Raw genomic sequence first — 17,798 nt, forward strand, 5'->3', positions numbered from 1 at the left:
CCGCGCGGCCCCGGGCGGCCGGCTGTGCGCGCAGCCCGACCGCTGCGGTAGCAGCGCGCCGCTCCCCTGCCTTAGGCGGCCGCGCGCGCTGCCGCAGCGGCCGCTCGACGAACCGCTCGGTGAGCCAAGCCAGCCCCAGCGAGGCGGCCACGACGACCACCCCCAGGCCGAGGTTCGGCTCGTCGAGCCCCAGCGCCGCGAGCGACACGATGAGCAGCGGCCAGTGCCACAGGTAGAGCGAGTAGGCCATGCCACCCAGCCGGGCCAGCGGGCGGGCGGCGAGCAGCCGGTTCGCCGGCCCGGAGCCGAGCACGACGAGCGCCGCGCCCCCGACCGGGACCAGCGCCGCGGGCCCGGGGAAGGTAGCGGCCCCGTCGACGACGAGACCGCTCACCACGACGAGGGCGAGCCCCACCGCCGACACGACCGCGCCCGCAATGCCGCTCAGCCGCGCGCGACCCATCCCAACGGCGAGCAGCGCGCCGAGGCCGAGCTCCCAGAACCGCGTAAACGTCGAATAATAATTGAGCGGCTGGTCGACCCCGACGAGGATCGCGGCGTAGACGAAGGACGCAAGGCTCGCCGCGGCAATAATTCCGATTGCCGGTCCAGATAGCCGCCAGCCGCCCCCATCCCACTTCGACGCAAGGCGCCGCAGTGCGGCCAGGCCCACGGTCAGCCCAATGATGAGCAAATAGAACTGGCCCTGCACCGCCATGGACCACAGGTGCTGCAGGGGGCTCGCGTCGCCGGACGCGGCGGCGTACTCCCGGTCTTGGGCGTAGAGCACCCAGTTCTGCGCGTAGCCGGCGCTCGCCGCGACCTGCTCGGCGAGGTCCGTGCCGAGCAGGTGCCGGGCGACGAGAACGACGCCCGCAACCGTCGCCGCGAGGGTGAGGATGAGTGCGGGAACGAGCCGGCGCAGCGTGCGCCACAACGGCCACCACGGGTTCAGCGAGGCGCCTGGTCGTTCGAGCCGCCGCAGCTGCGAGCCGACGAAGAAGAAGCCGCTCAAGAAGAGGAAGACGTCCACCCCGCCGGAAACCCGCCCGACGAAGACGTGGAAGACGACGACGAGGGCGATGGCTACGCCGCGCAGCCCGTCGAGGTCGTACCGGTACCCCGGGCTACGCCCGCTCGCCCCCGCGTCGTTTATCGCCCGGCCGCCGGCGGTGGGGGCGCCGCCGGCGGCGCTGCTCGGCGCGCTACCTGTTGCCACAATGGCTCCCCAGCCTATCGGCCGGCCCTCACCTAGTCGTAATTCCTGGTGTCGCCACGAATACGGGGCGCGGGACTCGACGCTGATGCCCGTGTGAAGGCGACGATGACTGTTGTCATTACGCAACCGCTAGTAGCGGCACGGCCCTCAGCATCGCTGTCGCGGACTCGAACCCAGCCGACTCTTTCATCGGGACTCAGATCGAGCACCCGAACCCCGCCGATGGGCTGCGGCCGGTAGGCCTACGGGACCCAACGCTTCGCCCACTCACCCAACGGGTCTTTGAGCGCTCAGGGACGAAGACCCGACCCGTAATCGGTCATCGCCGCGCTGAGCCGGGGACCCGTCGAGACGATCGAAATCCCTACGCGCCGTCAACGCCCCGACGGTCGAACCGTTCCGATACCGACCCTGCTTTTGTCCCACCGGATTCCCACGATCTGTGGTCCTGCTTGTCGCTAACCCGGTGGGGATCATGGCGCGACCCCGAAGACGGCCCTCAAAGAAAAGCGGTAGCGCGGCCGCCGGTCCACGGTTGCAGGCGGAGACTCTATGCGTTCCGGGAGACAGCACCGTGTCTAGCGGCCGTCATCCACCATCGAGACGCCCGTGCTGGCACGCTCGGGGCCGCGGGCGCGTTCCAAGGAGTCCACGAGAAAGCCTCCTGGACTCCGTATTGGAGGGGGTAGGGCTTGCGCCCTCCGCGGTTACCGGAGGTCGTACTGCCGTGTCGCCACCCGTCGGATCCGTATTCTCGACGCGCCACGGGATTACATCTCGGGTTCGAAGGGCTTGACCTCGACGGGCGAGGGGTCGAACGGGTAGATCGTCGCGTTGCCCGGCAGCTCCTCGCCCGGCGCGGGCGGCGCGCCGCCGGCTAGGTCGCGGGGCAGCGGCGAGCCCGGCCTTCTTGCGCCCGGGTCGTCGATGAGCGCGTCGTCGGGCTCCGGTATCGGGGCGCTGAGCAGCATCGCCGCGCGCAGCCCCGGTTCGGCGGCGGCCTCGATGATCGGCTCGAACTGTCCCCACAAGAGCGGCGCGAGGGTCTCCGCGTAGCGGTGCTCGACGTGGTTGGAGTCGAAGTAGACGCGAAGGTTGCCGATCACCGGCGGGCAGAACCCGTCGGGGCAGAACCACTCGCGCGTGTCGATCGTCTCGAAGCCGGGCACGTTCCAGACGTACTCCTCGGCGGGGTCCTCGTCCTGGTAGAAGTACTCCGCCGGGATGCCGCAGAACTCCTCGCTGCCGCCCTCGGCCTCGCAGACCGAGGGGTTCCACGTCTCCTCGTTCGCGTCGTACATCCACGGGTTGTCGCGCAAGAGCGCGACCGGCACGCCGATGTCCTTTAAGGCGTTCCACATCGCGATGTAGGACAAGGGCACGAGCTCGCGGGGGTGCCCGCCCCGGTTGAAGGGGCGGGTGCCGGTGGTGAGGACGAGGTCGGGCTCCCAGCTCGCGATGCGGTCGAGGGCGATCTCGTTGAACGTGTAGCAGTTGTCCTGGAAGCTCTCGCCCTCGACGGGGAGCACCGGCGGGCACTGGGAGCGGGTGAGCGGGATGATGCGCACCCCGTTGGCCGCTCCGAGCTCGTTGAGCGCCGGGAGCCACTGCTGCGTGTGGGAGCCGCCCAGCGCCACGACGGTGGTATCCCCCTCGGGGTCGCCGAAGACGCAGGCGTTGGGGTCCTCCTTCTGCCGCTCCTCGATGGGCACCGGCAGCGGGCCGGCGTTGTGGTCCTGGAAGCAGCCGAGGAGGCGCTCGTCGGAGACGAACATCGACAGCTGGGAGACCGGCGGCTGCGGCTCGGCCTCGGGCACGGGAGCGCCCTCGATCGCGGCCGCACCCGGGTAGAGGTTCTCGTCGAGGCCGATGGCCTCCTGCTTCGCGACGTAGCGCGCCCAGCCTGCAGGCAGCAGCGCGAGCCCCGCGACCAGCACGGCGACCACCACCCCGGCGATCAGCCGGAGGCGCGGCGGCCACGAGGAGCGCAGCTGGCTCAGCGCCGCGCGGGCGCGGCCCTCGCCGGCGGCAGGCCGGCGGGCGTGCTGGCGCAGCGGGCGCTCGACGAACCGGTGGGTGAGGTCCGCGAGCACGAGCGAGACGGCCACCACCGCGACGCCGAGCCCCACCGAGGGGGTCTCCTGCCCGGCGACGACGGTCGCGACGATGAGGATCGGCCAGTGCCACAGGTAGAGCGCGTACGCGATCCCGCCGAGCCAGCGCATCGGCTTGGAGGCGAGCCAGGCCCCCGCCCCGCCGGAGAGCACGACGAGCGCCGCGCCGCCGAGCGGCACGAGCGTGCCCGGCCCGGGGAAGACGTCCGCGCCGTCGAAGAGCAGCCCGGTCGCAGCAATGATGAGTACGCCGAGGGCGGCCATGGCCGCGCCCAGCCAGCGCGGCGGGGCGACCCGCTTCGCGTAGATCCCCAGCGTCGCGCCGAGCCCGAGCTCCCAGAGCCGCGACCACGTCGAGTAGTAGTTGAGCGGCTGGTCGACCTGGTGCAGGTAGATCGCGTACCCCAGCGACGCGGCCGTCGCGAGAGCGATGATCGGCCCGGCCACCGCGGTGACCGAGGGTCCCCGGCCGCGGCGCCTGAGCGCCCGCACGAGGGCCGCGACCACGGTGACGAAGGCGATGACGAGGACGTAGAACTGCCCCTGCACGGACATCGACCACACGTGCTGCAGCGGGGACGCGTCGAACGCCGCCTCGCCGTAGGCCTCGTCCTGCGAGTTGAGCATCCAGTTCTGGAAGTACAGCGCCGACGCCGCGACCTGGTTAACGAAGTCCGCGCCCCAGACCACCGGCGCAAGCACCGCGACCGCGACGGTCGTCGCACCCAAAACGAGCGCGAGCGAGGGCACGAGACGCCGCGCGGTGCGCCACAGCGGCCACCACGGGTTGAGCGAGGCGTCCGGGCGGTCCGCGTAGCGCAGCTGCGAGCCGACGAAGAAGTAGCCGCTTAAAAGCAGGAACACGTCGACGCCGCCGGAGACCCGCCCGACGAACACGTGGAAGAGCACGACGAGCCCGATGGCCACGCCGCGCAGCCCGTCCAGGTCGTACCGGTACGCCGGGCGCTCGGGCGCCGCCCCGCCGTTTTTCGTCATCACGCACCCGCCTCTTCGCCGCTTGGGATCCCGCCCCGGCCCGTCGCGCCGGCGCGGGGCGCGACCGCGCCGCGCCCCGCCTCGTTTCGGGGCGCGGACCTTGGGATATGCCGGCCGCCCCCGCGAATAATCGGGCCCAAGCATATCGCCGGACCCAAGCCACCCCGCGGCGGGGCCGGCCCGTTGGCCGCGATCCCGCGGCGAGCCGCCCGCCGGGGCCCTAGGCTGGGCGCCATGGAGATCAACGACATGCTGGCCCCTCCCCCGGTTAAGCTCCCGGAGGACCCGGCCGCCGACGACGACCCCGCCCTACTCTCCACCGCGCTGCGCCACCCGGCGAGCCCGCTCGCGTGGGCCACCCAGGCCGAGGCCGCGCTCGAGCGCGCCGCAGATAAGGACGCCGGCGACGAGGAGAAGCTCGTCGCCTACGCGTACGCCCGCACCGGCTACCACCGCAGCCTCGATCGGCTGCGCGCCAACAAGTGGAAGGGCTGGGGCCCGGTGCCGTGGAGCCACGAGCCCAACCGCGGGGTGCTCCGCGCGATCGCGGCGCTCGCGCGCGCGGCGCGCCTCATCGGCGAGGACGAGGAGTACGACCGCTGCCGGCAGATGCTCTCGGACGCGGACCCCGACTCCGTGGACCGGCTGCTCGACTCCACCCCGCCGGAGAACTAAGTCGCGGGCCCTCCTCCCGCGCGGGCCCCAGGCGGTAGGCTTGGGCACCGACGTGGGATCGGGCCGCGCCTCGCGGCCGGGCGCGCCCCGCGCTGTTTTTTCGAAGACTTGTAGCCGAACCGAAAGGTGAACGCCGTGCCGCTTCCCGCAGACCCGGACGAGCGCTTCCAGCAGTACGCCCACCCCGAGCGCCTCGTGAGCGCGTCGTGGCTCTCCAGCCAGCTGGGCGTGTACGGGCTCAAGGTCATCGAGTCGAACGAGGACCCGCTGCTCTACAACATCGGGCACATCCCCACGGCGATCAACATCGACTGGCAGCGCGACCTCAAGGACCCCTACTCGCGCGACTTCATCGACGCGGAGGCGTTCGCGAAGCTCATGCGCGAGAAGGGCATCGAGCGCACCGACACCGTCGTCATCTACGGCGACAAGTACAACTGGTGGGCCGCCTACACCCTGTGGGTCTTCGAGCTCTTCGGCCACGAGGACGTCCGCCTCTTGGACGGGGGCCGCGACTCGTGGATGGCCGAGGAGCGCGACACCGCGTTCCTCGCGCCGACCTACCCCGAGTCGAGCTACCCCGTCCCCGAGCGCGACGACGCGACTCTTCGGGCCCTGCGCCCCACCGTCGAGCGGGCGTCCACCGAGTCGACCGCGACGCTCATCGACGTGCGCCCTCACGACGTCTACACCGCGGAGACCCCCGCGGAGCCCAACCACGGGCAGAAGTCGGTGCTCTCCCCGGGCCACATCCCCGGCGCGATCAACCGGGTGTGGCGCGACGCGGTCACCACCACCGGGCACTTCCGCCCCGCCGACGAGCTCCGGGAGGGCTTCGAGGACCTCGACCGGGACCGCCCGGTCATCACCTACTGCCACCTCGGGGACCGCTCGGCGCACACGTGGTTCACGCTCAAGCACCTGCTCGGCTTCGAGAACGTCCGCAACTACGACGGCTCGTGGTCGGAGTGGGGCAACATCGTCCAGGCGCCCATCGCCGTGGGCGAGGACCCCGAGGGCTCGGAGTCTTAAGCCTTCTCCCCGCCCGGCGGGGCCGGGCGGTCCCGCCCGCCGCGGCGAACGCAAAGAGGACAGGCCCCCGGCCCGGCTCGAGAGAGCCGGCCCGGGGGCCTTCGCCGCGCCGCGCGGGCGCGGCGGCCGGAGGGGCGCTAGTCCTCCTCGAGCGCGACGAGCAGGTCGCCGCCCTCGACCTTGGTGGGCTGCTTGAGCACGACGCGGGAGACCGTTCCGGTCACCGTCGCGCTGATGGTGGCCTCCATCTTCATCGCCTCGATGACCGCGACCGGCTCGCCGGCCTCGACGGAGTCGCCCTCCTCGACGTTGACGGTCACCACGCCCGCGAACGGCGCGGCGACGTCGCCGGGCTTGCTCGGGTCGGCTTTCTCCACGGAGGAGACGACCGACTCCACGGAGCGGTCGCGCACCTTCATGGGGCGCACCTGCCCGTTGACGGTGCACACCAAAGGCCGGATGCCCTTCTCGTCGGGCTCGCCCACCGCGTCGAGGCGCACGAGCATGCGCCTGGAGGAGTTGGGGATCTGGATGGGGATTTCCTCGCCCTCCTGCAGCCCGTAGAAGAACGAGCGATCAGACAGCCTGGAGACGTCGCCGAAGCGGCGGCGGTGCTCGGCGAACTCCTTCGCGGGCGTGGGGAAGAGCAGCTCGTCGAGGGTGTCGCGGCGCTTTTGCGGCTCGTCGGCGGTGAGGCCGGCGCGCTGCTCGTCGGTGAGCTCGGGGCGGGGCTTGGGCTCCTTGCGCCCGGCGAGCGCCTTCTCGGTGAGCTCGGTGGGCCAGCCGCCCGGGGGCGTGCCGAGCTCCCCGCGGAGGAACTCGATGACCGAGTCGGGGATGTCGAAGCGCTGCGGGTCGGCGGCGAACTCCTCGACGCTCACGCCGGCGCCCACGAGGTAGAGCGCGAGGTCGCCGACGACCTTCGAGGAGGGCGTGACCTTCGTCGGGCGGCCAAGCAGCTCGTTGACGTCGGCGTAGGCGTCCTCGATGAGCTCGAAGCGGTCGGCGAGCCCCAGCGCGGTGGCCTGCGCACGGAGGTTGGAGAGCTGCCCGCCGGGGATCTCGTGGCGGTAGACACGCCCCGTGGGCCCGGGGATGCCGGACTCGAAGGGCGCGTACAGGCCGCGCACCGCCTCCCAGTAGGGCTCGAGGTCGGAGACCGCCTTGAGGCTCAGTCCCGTGTCGCGGTAGGTGTTCGCGAACGCCGCGACGATCGCGGAGAGCGAGGGCTGCGAGGTGGTGCCCGACATCGGGGCCGAGGCGCCGTCCACGGCGTCGGCGCCGGCGTCCGCGGCGGCGAGGTAGGTCGCGAGCTGCCCGCCGGCGGTGTCGTGGGTGTGGACGTGGACCGGCAGGTCGAACTCGCGGCGCAGCGCGCCGACGAGCTTGCGGGCGGCGGCGGGGCGCAGCAGGCCGGCCATGTCCTTGATCGCGAGGACGTGCGCGCCGGACTCGACGATCTGCTCGGCGAGCTTCAAGTAGTAGTCCAGCGTGTAGAGGTCCTCGGCGGGGTCCATGAGGTCGCCGGAGTAGGCCATCGCCACCTCGGCGACGGCGGTGTTGGTCTCCAGCACGGCGTCGATGGCCGGGCGCATCTGGCTGACGTCGTTGAGCGCGTCGAAAATGCGGAAGATGTCCACCCCGGAGCGGGCGGCCTCCGCGACGAACGACTGGCACACCTCGTCCGGGTAGGGGGTGTAGCCGACGGTGTTGCGCCCGCGCAGGAGCATCTGGATGTTGATGTTGGGCATCGCCTCGCGCAGCACGTCGAGCCGGTCCCACGGGTTCTCGTGGAGGAAGCGCAGCGCCACGTCGTAGGTCGCCCCGCCCCACGCCTCGACGGAGAGGAGCTGCGGGGTGAGGCGCGCGACCGCGCGGGCGGCGGGCTCGAGCGCGGCGCCGCGCACCCGGGTGGCGAGCAGCGACTGGTGGGCGTCGCGGAAGGTCGTGTCCGTCACGCCGAGCGCGGACTGGGCGCGCAGCTCCTCGGCCCAGCGCTTGGGGCCGATCTCGCGGAGCCGGTCGCGCGAGCCGCGGCGCAGCGACTCCTTCTCGTCGAAGGGCGGGAGCTTGAGCAGGGGGCTCGCGACGTCGGGGGCAGCCCCGTGGGGCTTGTTGACGGTGACGTCGGCGAGGTAGTCGAGGATTCGGGAGGGCTCGTCGTCGGCGGGCGGGGCCTGCAGCAGCCACGGGTGGTCGGCGATAAACGACGTGGAGATTCGGCGGTGCTGGAAGTCCTCCTCGCGAAGCAGGGCGCGCAGGAAGCCGATATTGGTCGCCACCCCGGAGACGACGAACTCGTTGAGAGCGCGCTGCGCCCGCGAGACCGCGATGTCGAAGCTCGAGCCGCGGCACGTCATCTTCACGAGCATGGAGTCGAAGTTCGGGGTGATCTCCCCGCCGAGCATCGCCGCCCCGTCGAGGCGCACGCCCGCCCCGCCCGGCGAGCGGTACGCGGTGATCGTTCCGGTGTCGGGCCGAAAGCCGTTGGCCGGGTCCTCGGTGGTGATGCGGCACTGCAGCGCCGCGCCGCGGGTGCGGATCTCCTCCTGGCGGATGTCCTGCGCCTCAAGGCTCGCGCCGGCGGCGATGCGCATCTGCGCCTTGACGATATCGACCTGGGTGACCTCCTCGGTGACGGTGTGCTCCACCTGCACGCGGGGGTTCATCTCGATGAAGACGTGGCGGCCCTCCTCGTCGACGAGGAACTCGACGGTGCCCGCGCCCCGGTAGCCGATGTGCTCGCAGAAGCGCACCGCGTCCTGGCAGATCCGCTCGCGCAGCTCCTCGCTCAAGTGCTGCGCGGGGGCGATCTCGACGACCTTCTGGTGGCGGCGCTGCAGCGAACAGTCCCGCTCGTAGAGGTGGACGATATTGCCGTCGTTGTCGCCGAGGATCTGCACCTCGATGTGCTGCGGGTTGATCACCGCGCGCTCGAGGTAGACCTCGCCCGAGCCGAACGCCGCGGCCGCCTCGCGGGAGGCCTCCGCGGCCTTCTCACGGAGGTCCTCGGGGCGCTCGACGAAGCGCATGCCGCGCCCGCCGCCGCCGGCGACGGCCTTGACGAAGACGGGGAACTCGCGGCCTTCGGCCATGCGCACGATCTCGTCGATGTCCTCCGAGGGCTCCGAGTCGTCGAGGATCGGCAGGCCCGCCTCCCTCGCCGCGGCGACGGCGGCGGCCTTGTCGCCGGTGAGGTCGAGGACCTCCGGCGGGGGGCCGATGAAGGTGATCCCGTTGTCCGCGCACTCCCGGGCGAGCTGCGCGTTCTCGGAGAGGAACCCGTAGCCGGGGTAGACGGCGTCCGCGCCCGACTCCTTCGCCGTGCGGATCACCTCGTCGATGGAGAGGTACGCCTTGACCGGGGAGCTCGCCTCCACCATGACGGCCTCGTCCGCGAACGAGCGGTGGAAGGAGTTGCGGTCCTCCCGCGGGAAGATCGCGACGGTCTCCGCGCCGACCTCGTAGGCGGCGCGGAACGCGCGCACGGCGATCTCCCCGCGGTTGGCGACGAGGATCTTCTTGAAAGAGGGAAGTTCAGTGTGAGCCACGATAAGGGCCGACCTTTCTCCATAGCCGCGCGGCGCCGCCGGCCCGGCGCTTGAGCGCGGGGCCGGCGGTGAAGGCCGCGCGGGGCGGACTTATCTGGCCCAAATAATACCAGGGAGAGGCCCACGCCCCATCCCACTAGGTCGTGCGAGGCACCTCACGCTGCTCGGGGCCGTCGTAGGCCGACAGCGGGCGGATGAGCGCGTTGTCGCTGAACTGCTCGACGACGTGCGCGATCCACCCCGTCACCCGCGCCATGACGAACAGCGGGGTGTAGAATTCCACGTCGAAGCCGATGAGGTAGTACGCCGGACCGGCGGGGAAATCGAGGTTCGGCTTGATGCCGGTGCGCTCGTCCATGACCTTGGCCATGGTGTCGTAGATCTCCACCCAGCGGCCGCCGTCGTGCTCCTCGGCGAGCTTGCGGAACTGCGCCTCCATCGTCGGCACGCGCGAGTCGCCGTTTTTGTAGACGCGGTGCCCGAAGCCCATGACCTTCTTCTTCGCGTCGAGCGCCTCGGCCATCCAGTCGGCGGCGCGCGCGGGGTCGTCGATCTCGAGCATGGTGTGCATGACGAACTCGTTCGCCCCGCCGTGCAGGGGGCCCTTCAGGGCGCCGATGGCGCCGGCGATCGCGGCGTAGGTGTCCGAGAGCGTGGAGCTGATGAGCCTGGCGGTGAACGTCGAGGCGTTGAAGGAGTGCTCGGCGTAGAGGATGAGGGAGGTGTCGAAGGCCTTCTTGTCGACCTCGCTGTTGACCGGGGAGCCCTCCCCGTCGCCGAAGACCATGGAGAGGAAGTTCTCGCTGTAGGACTTCTCGGGGTCCGGGGCGATGAACTCGGCGCCGCGGCGGCGGCGGATGTCGAACGCGGTGACGGTGGGCAGCTGCGCGAAGAGCTTCAGGCCCGCGCGGCGGATGTGCTCGACGTCGGTGGTGAAGTGCTCCGGGTCGAGGGTGCCGATGATGCTCACCGCGGTGCGCAGCACGTCCATGGGGTGGCAGTCGGTGGGCAGCGACGCGACGGCGTCGAGGACGCGCTGGTCGGGCTGGCGCAGGGAGCGCTCCTCGCGCTCGAACTCGGCGAGCTCCTCCTCGCTGGGCAGCTCCCCGTTGAAGAGGAGGTAGGCGACCTCGAGGAAGCTCGCGTTCTCGGCGAGGTCCTCCACCGCGTAGCCGCGGTAGGTCAGCGAGTTGGTCTCGGGCATGACCTTGGAGACCGCCGTGGTGTCGGCGACGACCCCGGCGAGGCCCTTGCGGATGGTCTGGTCTGGCTGGCTCATGGTCAGGGTCCCTTCAGGGTGTGGTGGTGCGGGAAACGGCCCCGCCGCCGGGCGGCACGGCGTGTAGCCGGCCCGCCCGGGCGGGGTGGCGCCCGTGACGCGGCCTGTTAGTGGCCGGACTCGGGGCGGTAGGTGAAGATGTCGGAGTCGAAGGAGTTGTACTCCTCGTAGCGCAGAAGCTCGTAGAGCCTGGAGCGGTGCTGCATGCGCTCCACCCAGTTCTTCTGGGTGCCGGTCTCGGCGATCTCGCCGAGGGCGTCCTCGACCGAGCCCATGGCGATGCGCAGGGTGGTTACCGGGTAGATGACCACCTCGTAGCCGATCTCCTCGAGCTCCTTGGCGCTTAACAGCTCGGTCTTGCCGAACTCCGTCATGTTCGCCAGAAGCGGCACGTCGGGCACGGCCTTACGGAAGCGCTCGAAGTCGGCGCGGGTGTGCAGCGCCTCGGTGAAGATGAGGTCGGCGCCGGCGTCGCGGTAGGCCTTCGCGCGCTCGATGGCGGAGTCGATGCCCTCGACGCCCGCGGCGTCGGTGCGCGCCGCGACGACGAACTCGGGGTCGCGGCGCTCCTTGATCGCGGCGGCGAGCCGGCGGAGCATGACCTCGGTGGGCACGACCTCCTTCCCGTCGAGGTGCCCGCAGCGCTTGGGGTTGACCTGGTCCTCGAAGTGGGCGCCGGCCACGCCCGCGTCCTCGAGCTCGGAGACGGTGCGCGCCGCCGACATCGGCTCACCGAAGCCGGTGTCCGCGTCGACGAGTACCGGCAGGTCGGTGGCGCGGGCGATCTGCCCGGCGCGCCCCGCGACCTCGCTCAAGGTCGTCAGCCCGATGTCCGGCAGCCCCAGGTCGGCGGCGACGACCGCCCCGGAGACGTAGACGCCCTCGAAGCCGGCCTCGGCGATGGAGCGGGCCACGAGCGGGGAGAACGCCCCCGGGATCCGCTGGATCTTCCCCGAGGCGAAACCGGCGCGGAACCGGCGGCGCCGCTCGGTGGCGGTGAGGTTGTTGGAGTAGAGAGCCATCGCTATCCCAGGAGTCCTTTCTCGATTCGCGGCGCGGCGGCGAGCTTCTCCTCGCTGAGCGTGAGGCTGAGCGAGCTTAAGTCGTCGAGCTCGGGCAGGGCCTGCGCGGCGTTAAGGAAGCGGTCCTGCTCGGCGTCGTCGACGACGCCCTCGGCCAGGGTGCGGAACTTCTCGACGTACTGCTCGCGGGCGAAGGGCCGCGCGCCGTGCGGGTGGGCGTCGGCGAGCGCGAGCTCGTCGGAGATGACCGAGCCGTCGCTAAGGGTGATCTCGGCGCGGGCGCCGAAAGCCTTCTCGGCGGGGTCGGTGGCGTGGTAGCGGCGGGTCCACTCGGGGTCCTCGACGGTGGAGATCTTGCGCCACAGGGCGACGGTCTCGGGGCGGTTGGCGCGCTCGGGGGCGTAGGAGCGCTCGTGGTGCCAGTCGCCGTCCTCCAAGGCGACGGCGAAGATGTACATGATCGAGTGGTCGAGGGTCTCGCGCGAGGCCTGCGGGTCGAACTTCTGCGGGTCGTTGGAGCCGGTGCCGATGACAAAGTGGGTGTGGTGGCTCGTGTGCAGCACGATCCGCTCGATCTTGGAGAAGTCGCCGCCGGTGGCCTCCACGACGCGCGGCTTGAGGCGCCGCGCCAAGTCGATGGGGGCCTGGGACTGGTACTCGGCGGAGTGCTCCTTGGTGAACGTCTCGAGGATCGCGCGCTTCGGCTCGCCCGGCTCGGGCAGCGGCACGGTGTAGGAGGCGTCCGGCCCGTCGAGCAGCCAGGCGATGACGCCGTCCTCGCCCTCCCAGATGGGCGCGGGCGCGCCCTCGCCGCGCATCGCCCGGTCGACGGCCTCGATGGCCATCTTCCCGGCGAACGCGGGCGCGAACGCCTTCCACGAGGAGATGAGCCCCTTGCGGGACTGGCGGGTCGCGGTCGTCGTGTGCAGCGCCTGGCCGACGGCCTGGTAGATGACGGCTTCGGGCAGGTGGAGCAGCGTACCGAGGCCGGCGGCGACCGAGGGCCCGAGGTGCGCGACGTGGTCGATCTTGTGCTCGTGTAGGCAGATGCCGCGCACGAGGTCGACCTGGATCTCGTAGCCGGTGGCGATGCCGCGGATGAGGTCCTTCCCGCTCGCGCCGGCGTGCTGCGCGGCGGCGAGGATCGGCGGGATGTTGTCGCCGGGGTGGGAGTACTCGGCGGCGAGGAACGTGTCGTGGAAGTCGAGCTCGCGCACGGCGACGCCGTTGGCCCACGCCGCCCACTCCGCGGAGTAGCGCCCCGGGATGCCGAAGACGAGCGCGCCGCCGGAGTTCACCGGGTGGGCCTGGGCTTGAGCGCGCGCCGCGCTCACCGGGCGGCGCAGGATGCTCGCTGCGGCGACCGCGGCGTTGTCGATGATGCGGTTGACGATCATCTCCGCGGTGTCCTCGGGCACCGCGACCGGGTCGGCCGCGACGGCGGCGATCTTTGAGGCCAGATGCTCCTCGAGCGGGAACGCCTCCGCCGACTTGTACACCCGCACGCGGTGGTCTCTCACTTGGTGCTTCCCCTTCTCTTCGTCGCTTGAGGTTGCTTCCGACCCACCCGACAGGCCGGTCGGTAGTTCATCTCACATTTTTATTGCGAGTTGATGCACAGCATAACCCAGGCGGCGGCGCGGCGCGGCGCAAGCCCCGCCCCGGCGCGGGCCTTCCGGGGGCTTCGGGGACGACGCCGGCCCGCGGCCGGGCCCCGAGGTGGCGGGGCGCCCGGCCGCGGGCCGGAAAGAAGGGGAAGCGGGGAGCTCTGGCTACTCGAGCTCGTCGGGGCCGACGAGCTGGCGGGCCGCGTCGGTGATCGTGCCCGAGAGCGACGGGTAGACCGCGAAGGTGCGGGCCACCTCGCTGACGGTGAGGTTGTTCGTCACCGCCAGCGCGATCGGCAGGATGAGCTCCGAGGCCACCGGCGCGACGACGACGCCGCCGATGACGCGGCCGGAGTTCTTCCGGCTGAAGAGCTTGACGAAGCCGTAGCGCAGCGAGCGCATCTTCGCCCGCGGGTTCGACGACAGCGGCAGCATGATCGTGCGCACCGCCTGGGTCGGGTCCTCCTCGAGCTCCTTCTGCGTCACGCCGACGGTCGCGATCTCCGGGCGGGTGAACACCGCCGTGCCCACGGTCTTCAGCCGCAGCGCGGAGACGCTCTCGCCGAGCGCGTGGTGCATCGCGATGCGCCCCTGCATCGCCGCGACCGAGGCCAGCGGGAAGAGGTCCGTGCAGTCGCCGGCGGCGTAGATACCCGGCACGTTCGTGCGCGACACGCGGTCGACGTGGATGTGGCCCGAGCGCGTGAGCTCCACGCCCGCCTCCGTGAGCCCGATGCCCTCGGTGTGCGGCACAGAGCCGACCGTCATGAGCGCGTGCGAGCCGGTGATCTCCCGGCCGTCGTTGGTGCGCACCACCACCCCGTCGCCGGTGTTCTCCACCGTGTCGACGCGGGCATCCTTCTCCAGCGACACGCCCCGGTCGCCGAGCACCTGCTCGAGCACGTCGGCGGCGTCCGCGTCGTCGTAGGGCAGGATCCGGTCCCTCGAGGCGACCATCGTCACCTTCACGCCGAGCTCCGCGAACGCGGAGACGAACTCCGCGCCCGTCACGCCCGAGCCGACGACGACGAGGTGCGAGGGCAGCTCGTCGAGGTTGTAGATCTGCTGCCAGGTAAGAACCCGCTCGCCGTCCGGCTTCGCGCCGGGCAGGATGCGCGGCTGCGCGCCGGTCGCGACGACGACGTAGTCCGCCTCGAGCGTCTCGGGCTCACCGCCGTTGGGCTCGACGCGCACGGCGTGCACCGCGGAGCTCGCGCCCTCGTCGGCGAGCGCGCCCACCCCGTCGATGACCCGCACGCCCGCCTCGTCGAGGCCTCTACGGATGTCCGCGGACTGCTCCGCGGCGAGCGAGCGGACGCGCTCGTTGAGCGCGTGGATGTCGATCTCGTTATTGTAGCTGAGCTGATCGAGGCCCATGTCCTCGGCGCGCCGCAGGTCGGTCTTGATGTTCGCGCCCGCGATGAACGACTTCGACGGCACGCAGTCGGCGATGACCGCGGCGCCGCCGACGCCGCGGTTCTCGACGAGGGTGATCTCCGCCCCGAAGCGGGCTCCCGTCAGGGCGGCCTCGTAGCCGGCCGGCCCGCCCCCGAGGATTACGACGCGCTTTGCCACTGTGAAAACGTCCCTCCACGCTGCGCGCCCCGCCCCGGGAAAACCCCCGTTAACCTGGAGTTTTCCAGGAGGTCACGGGGCGCTGGTTGTCGACTCTTGCCGCCCTCCAGCATAATCCGACCCGCCCGGGCCCGCCGCCGCGCGGGCGGCCAGTTGGGGCGTCTCACAGCCCCGCGGCGCAAGCCACCCGGCAAGGCTCGCGCGGGCTTAGCGCCCCGGCGCGGCGTAGTCGTCGACGAGCCCGGCGAGCGCGACCGCGCCGATCTCGATGGCGCGCTCGTCGACGACGAGCAGCCCGCTGTGCAGGTCCGTGCGCGGCGCGCCGGGCGACCTGCTGCCCAGCCGCAGCATCGAGCCGGGCACCTCGTCGAGGTACCAGGAGAAGTCCTCCCCGCCCGAGGACTGCGGGGCGCGCACGACGCGCACCACCCGACCGGCGGCGGCCGCCGCGAGCGAGGTGGCGTGCCGGTCGTTGACGACCGGCGGCACGCCGCGCCGGTAGGTGAGCTCCACCGCGCAGCCGGTCGGCGCGACGACCTCGTCTACGAGCTCGCCGACGAGCTCCTCCGCGCCGCGCCACACCTCGATCTCCCCGGTGCGCATCGTGCCGGTGAGCCGGCCCGACTTCGGGATCGCGTTGAACGCCTCCCCCGCGGCCACCGAGCCGAACGCGAAGACCGTGTGGCTGCGCGGGTCCACCCGCCTGGAGAGCAGCGCCGGCAGCTGGGTGATGAGAGAGCCGAGCGCGAAGACGACGTCGGCGCTCTGGTGGGGCCTGGAGGTGTGCCCGCCAGGCCCGGTGACCTCCACCTCGACGACGTCGGTCGCCGAGGTGATCGCCCCGTCGCGCACGCCGACCGTGCCGACCTCCAAGGACGGGTCGACGTGCAGCGCGAAGATCGCCTCGACGCCCTCGAGCACCCCGGCGGCCACGAGGTCGACCGCGCCGCCCTCGAGGACCTCCTCGGCGGGCTGGAAGATTACCCGCACGCCGCGCTCAAGCGGCGCCTCGGCGAGCGCGCGGGCCACGACGAGCGCGACCGTGGCGTGCACGTCGTGGCCGCAGGCGTGCGCCACGCCCGCGACCCTGGAGCTGTAGCCCAGCCCCGTCTCCTCCTGGATGGGCAGGGCGTCGATGTCCGCGCGGAACGCCAGCCGCGGCCCCGCCTCCGGCCCGAGGTCGACGGTGAGCCCGGTGCCGGGCAGCAGCCTGGGCTCCAGGCCCGCCTCGCGCAGCGTCGCGGCGAGGAACGCGGTCGTCTTGCGCTCGTCGTGGGAGAGCTCCGGGTGGGCGTGCAGCCAGCGCCGCCAGCCGCGCAGCTCCTCGCGGTGGGTCGCGCACCACAGCGCCACGTGCCGCTGGATGGACATCCGCCCCGCTCCCCTCGCCTCCATCAGCGCCCGGCGCGGGCCGCGCCGGGCTCAATGGGGCGTCATCTTAGCGCCCGGCATCCTCGCCGGGTTCGCCGGAGCCGTCGCCGCGGCCGCGCAGCGCGGCGGGGAACGCCTCGCGCAACAGCTCGATAAGTCGGCGCTCGGCCTCGGGGTCGCCCGTCTCTTCGGCCTCGTCGGGGCCCGGCCAGGTGATGTCGACGAGGAGGTCCGGCCCGGAGCGGCGCACCTCGCCGACCTCCTCGCCCGGCGCGGGCAGCAGCACCGCGGGCGGCACCCCGAGCGCGTGGGCGAGCCGGTAGATCGTCGAGAGGCTCGGGTCGCTGGGCCTACCGGAGGAGTTCTCGTTGCGCTCGAGGTTGCTCACCTGGTTGCGCGACAGGCCGGCCATGTAGCCGAGCCACTCCTGGCTCACGCCGCGCCAGCGGCGCAACACCTGCAGGTTCACCGCCAGCTGGTAGCCGTAGCTCGCCCACCGCGTCCACTCGTCGGGCAGGCGGGGCCGCTCGGCCGGCCAGGGCAGGTAGCGCGCCCCCGGCTCGTTCGGCCCGTCGGGGCGCGGGGATCGCTCGCGCATGGCGCCACTGTGTGCCCACCCTCCCCGGCCCGCCGCCAACTGCAGTGGGCAAGGAAACCCCGGCCGGGCCGGGCGCCGCGCAGGCCGCGGCGCTAGAAGTTGCGCGGCCCGTAGAGCCGGTCGCCGGCGTCGCCAAGCCCCGGCACGATATAGGCCTGCTCGTTGAGCCTCGGGTCGACCGCGGCGGTGACGACGTCGACGGGCAGCCCGGAGTTGCGCAGCGCCTCGACGCCCTCCTCGGCGGCGACGACGCAGATCGCGGTGATGTCGGTCGCGCCGCGCTTGTGCAGCAGCTCGAGGGCGCGCAGCAGCGAGCCGCCGGTGGCGAGCATGGGGTCGACGACGAAGACCGTCTCCCCGGTGAGGTCGCCGGGCAGCGCCTCGAGGTACTGCACCGGCTCGTGGGTCTCCTCGTCGCGCGCCAGGCCGATGAACCCGACCTGCGCGTCCGGGATCATGGACAGCGCCGGGTCGACCATGCCCAGCCCGGCGCGCAGCACCGGCACGATGATCGGGGGCTTCGCGAGCCGGTGCCCCTCGGCGAGCGCCACCGGGGTCTGGGTGTCGAAGCGGGCAGTCTTAAGCCCGCGGGAGGCCTCGTAGACGAGCATGGTGGCCAGGTCGTTGAGGGCCGAGCGGAAGGCCGCGTTGTCGGTGCGCTCGTCGCGCAGCAGGGTGAGCCTCGAGGCGGCCAGGGGGTGATCGATCACGGTGACGTCCATACCGTGGATCCTACGGCCGGGCCGCGGGCGCGGGGGA

At 71.9% G+C, this 17,798-nt stretch carries 12 protein-coding genes; 2 read left to right on the forward strand and 10 right to left on the reverse strand.

All coding sequences use genetic code 11. The features are described from left to right. Together HMPREF9719_RS05825 and HMPREF9719_RS05830 are read right to left on the reverse strand one after the other, a co-directional pair. Window positions 1-1,219: acyltransferase family protein (locus tag HMPREF9719_RS05825; protein ID WP_004601054.1), on the reverse strand; the 1,219-nt coding region annotated here is incomplete at its 3' end. Window positions 1,220-1,989: 770 nt separating this feature from the next. Next, window positions 1,990-4,329: an acyltransferase family protein gene (locus tag HMPREF9719_RS05830; RefSeq protein ID WP_004601055.1), complete on the reverse strand. Its 2,340-nt coding sequence runs from the start codon at window positions 4,327-4,329 to the stop codon at window positions 1,990-1,992. 234 nt (window positions 4,330-4,563) lie between these two features. On the opposite strand from HMPREF9719_RS05830, the gene HMPREF9719_RS05835 reads away from it, so the two are divergent. Further along, on the forward strand, window positions 4,564-5,004 hold the full coding sequence (locus HMPREF9719_RS05835) for a DUF3151 domain-containing protein (RefSeq protein ID WP_038075735.1): 441 nt from the start codon (window positions 4,564-4,566) through the stop codon (window positions 5,002-5,004). A gap of 135 nt (window positions 5,005-5,139) precedes the next feature. Beyond that, window positions 5,140-6,036: a sulfurtransferase gene (locus HMPREF9719_RS05840; protein WP_004601057.1), complete on the forward strand. Its 897-nt coding sequence runs from the start codon at window positions 5,140-5,142 to the stop codon at window positions 6,034-6,036. 137 nt (window positions 6,037-6,173) lie between these two features. Here HMPREF9719_RS05840 and HMPREF9719_RS05845 read toward each other — a convergent pair whose 3' ends face one another. The 8 genes from HMPREF9719_RS05845 to upp all read right to left on the reverse strand — a co-directional run bounded on the left by HMPREF9719_RS05845 (window position 6,174) and on the right by upp (window position 17,761). Then, window positions 6,174-9,587 (reverse strand): pyruvate carboxylase, encoded by a 3,414-nt coding sequence (locus HMPREF9719_RS05845; protein WP_004601058.1) that lies wholly within the window; start codon window positions 9,585-9,587, stop codon window positions 6,174-6,176. Window positions 9,588-9,723: 136 nt separating this feature from the next. Further along, the gene (locus tag HMPREF9719_RS05850; protein WP_004601059.1) at window positions 9,724-10,866 is read right to left on the reverse strand and encodes a bifunctional 2-methylcitrate synthase/citrate synthase; all 1,143 of its coding nucleotides are present in this window, start codon (window positions 10,864-10,866) and stop codon (window positions 9,724-9,726) included. 107 nt (window positions 10,867-10,973) lie between these two features. Further along, window positions 10,974-11,888 carry a methylisocitrate lyase gene (gene prpB / locus HMPREF9719_RS05855; protein ID WP_004601060.1) on the reverse strand — a complete coding sequence of 305 codons (915 nt, stop codon included), beginning with the start codon at window positions 11,886-11,888 and terminating at the stop codon, window positions 10,974-10,976. 2 nt (window positions 11,889-11,890) lie between these two features. Then, window positions 11,891-13,408 carry a 2-methylcitrate dehydratase PrpD gene (gene prpD, locus HMPREF9719_RS05860; protein ID WP_004601061.1) on the reverse strand — a complete coding sequence of 506 codons (1,518 nt, stop codon included), beginning with the start codon at window positions 13,406-13,408 and terminating at the stop codon, window positions 11,891-11,893. Window positions 13,409-13,660: 252 nt separating this feature from the next. Next, window positions 13,661-15,070, reverse strand: a complete 1,410-nt coding sequence (locus tag HMPREF9719_RS05865) for an NAD(P)H-quinone dehydrogenase (RefSeq protein ID WP_004601062.1) — start codon at window positions 15,068-15,070, stop codon at window positions 13,661-13,663. A 207-nt stretch (window positions 15,071-15,277) separates the two neighbouring features. After that, window positions 15,278-16,441 (reverse strand): amidohydrolase, encoded by a 1,164-nt coding sequence (locus HMPREF9719_RS05870; RefSeq protein WP_004601063.1) that lies wholly within the window; start codon window positions 16,439-16,441, stop codon window positions 15,278-15,280. 67 nt (window positions 16,442-16,508) lie between these two features. Further along, a complete protein-coding gene (locus tag HMPREF9719_RS05875; protein WP_004601064.1) occupies window positions 16,509-17,039 on the reverse strand; it encodes a helix-turn-helix domain-containing protein in 531 nt (176 codons plus the stop codon). Between the two features lie 92 nt (window positions 17,040-17,131). Continuing rightward, window positions 17,132-17,761, reverse strand: coding sequence for a uracil phosphoribosyltransferase (gene upp, locus HMPREF9719_RS05880; RefSeq protein ID WP_004601065.1), 630 nt, complete (start codon window positions 17,759-17,761; stop codon window positions 17,132-17,134). Window positions 17,762-17,798: the final 37 nt, after the last annotated feature.

It is taken from the genome of Corynebacterium otitidis ATCC 51513 (genome assembly GCF_000296405.1).
Taxonomy (GTDB): Bacteria; Actinomycetota; Actinomycetes; order Mycobacteriales; family Mycobacteriaceae; genus Corynebacterium; species Corynebacterium otitidis.

Excerpts from the sequence above, each read along its gene's own strand:
- HMPREF9719_RS05835 (WP_038075735.1), top strand. The coding sequence starts at position 4,564 with ATGGAGATCAACGACATGCTGGCCCCTCCCCCGGTTAAGCTCCCGGAG.
- HMPREF9719_RS05875 (WP_004601064.1), bottom strand. The coding sequence starts at position 17,039 with ATGCGCGAGCGATCCCCGCGCCCCGACGGGCCGAACGAGCCGGGGGCG.
- HMPREF9719_RS05850 (WP_004601059.1), bottom strand. The coding sequence starts at position 10,866 with ATGAGCCAGCCAGACCAGACCATCCGCAAGGGCCTCGCCGGGGTCGTC.
- HMPREF9719_RS05830 (WP_004601055.1), bottom strand. The coding sequence starts at position 4,329 with ATGACGAAAAACGGCGGGGCGGCGCCCGAGCGCCCGGCGTACCGGTAC.
- prpB (WP_004601060.1), bottom strand. The coding sequence starts at position 11,888 with ATGGCTCTCTACTCCAACAACCTCACCGCCACCGAGCGGCGCCGCCGG.
- HMPREF9719_RS05870 (WP_004601063.1), bottom strand. The coding sequence starts at position 16,441 with ATGTCCATCCAGCGGCACGTGGCGCTGTGGTGCGCGACCCACCGCGAG.
- upp (WP_004601065.1), bottom strand. The coding sequence starts at position 17,761 with ATGGACGTCACCGTGATCGATCACCCCCTGGCCGCCTCGAGGCTCACC.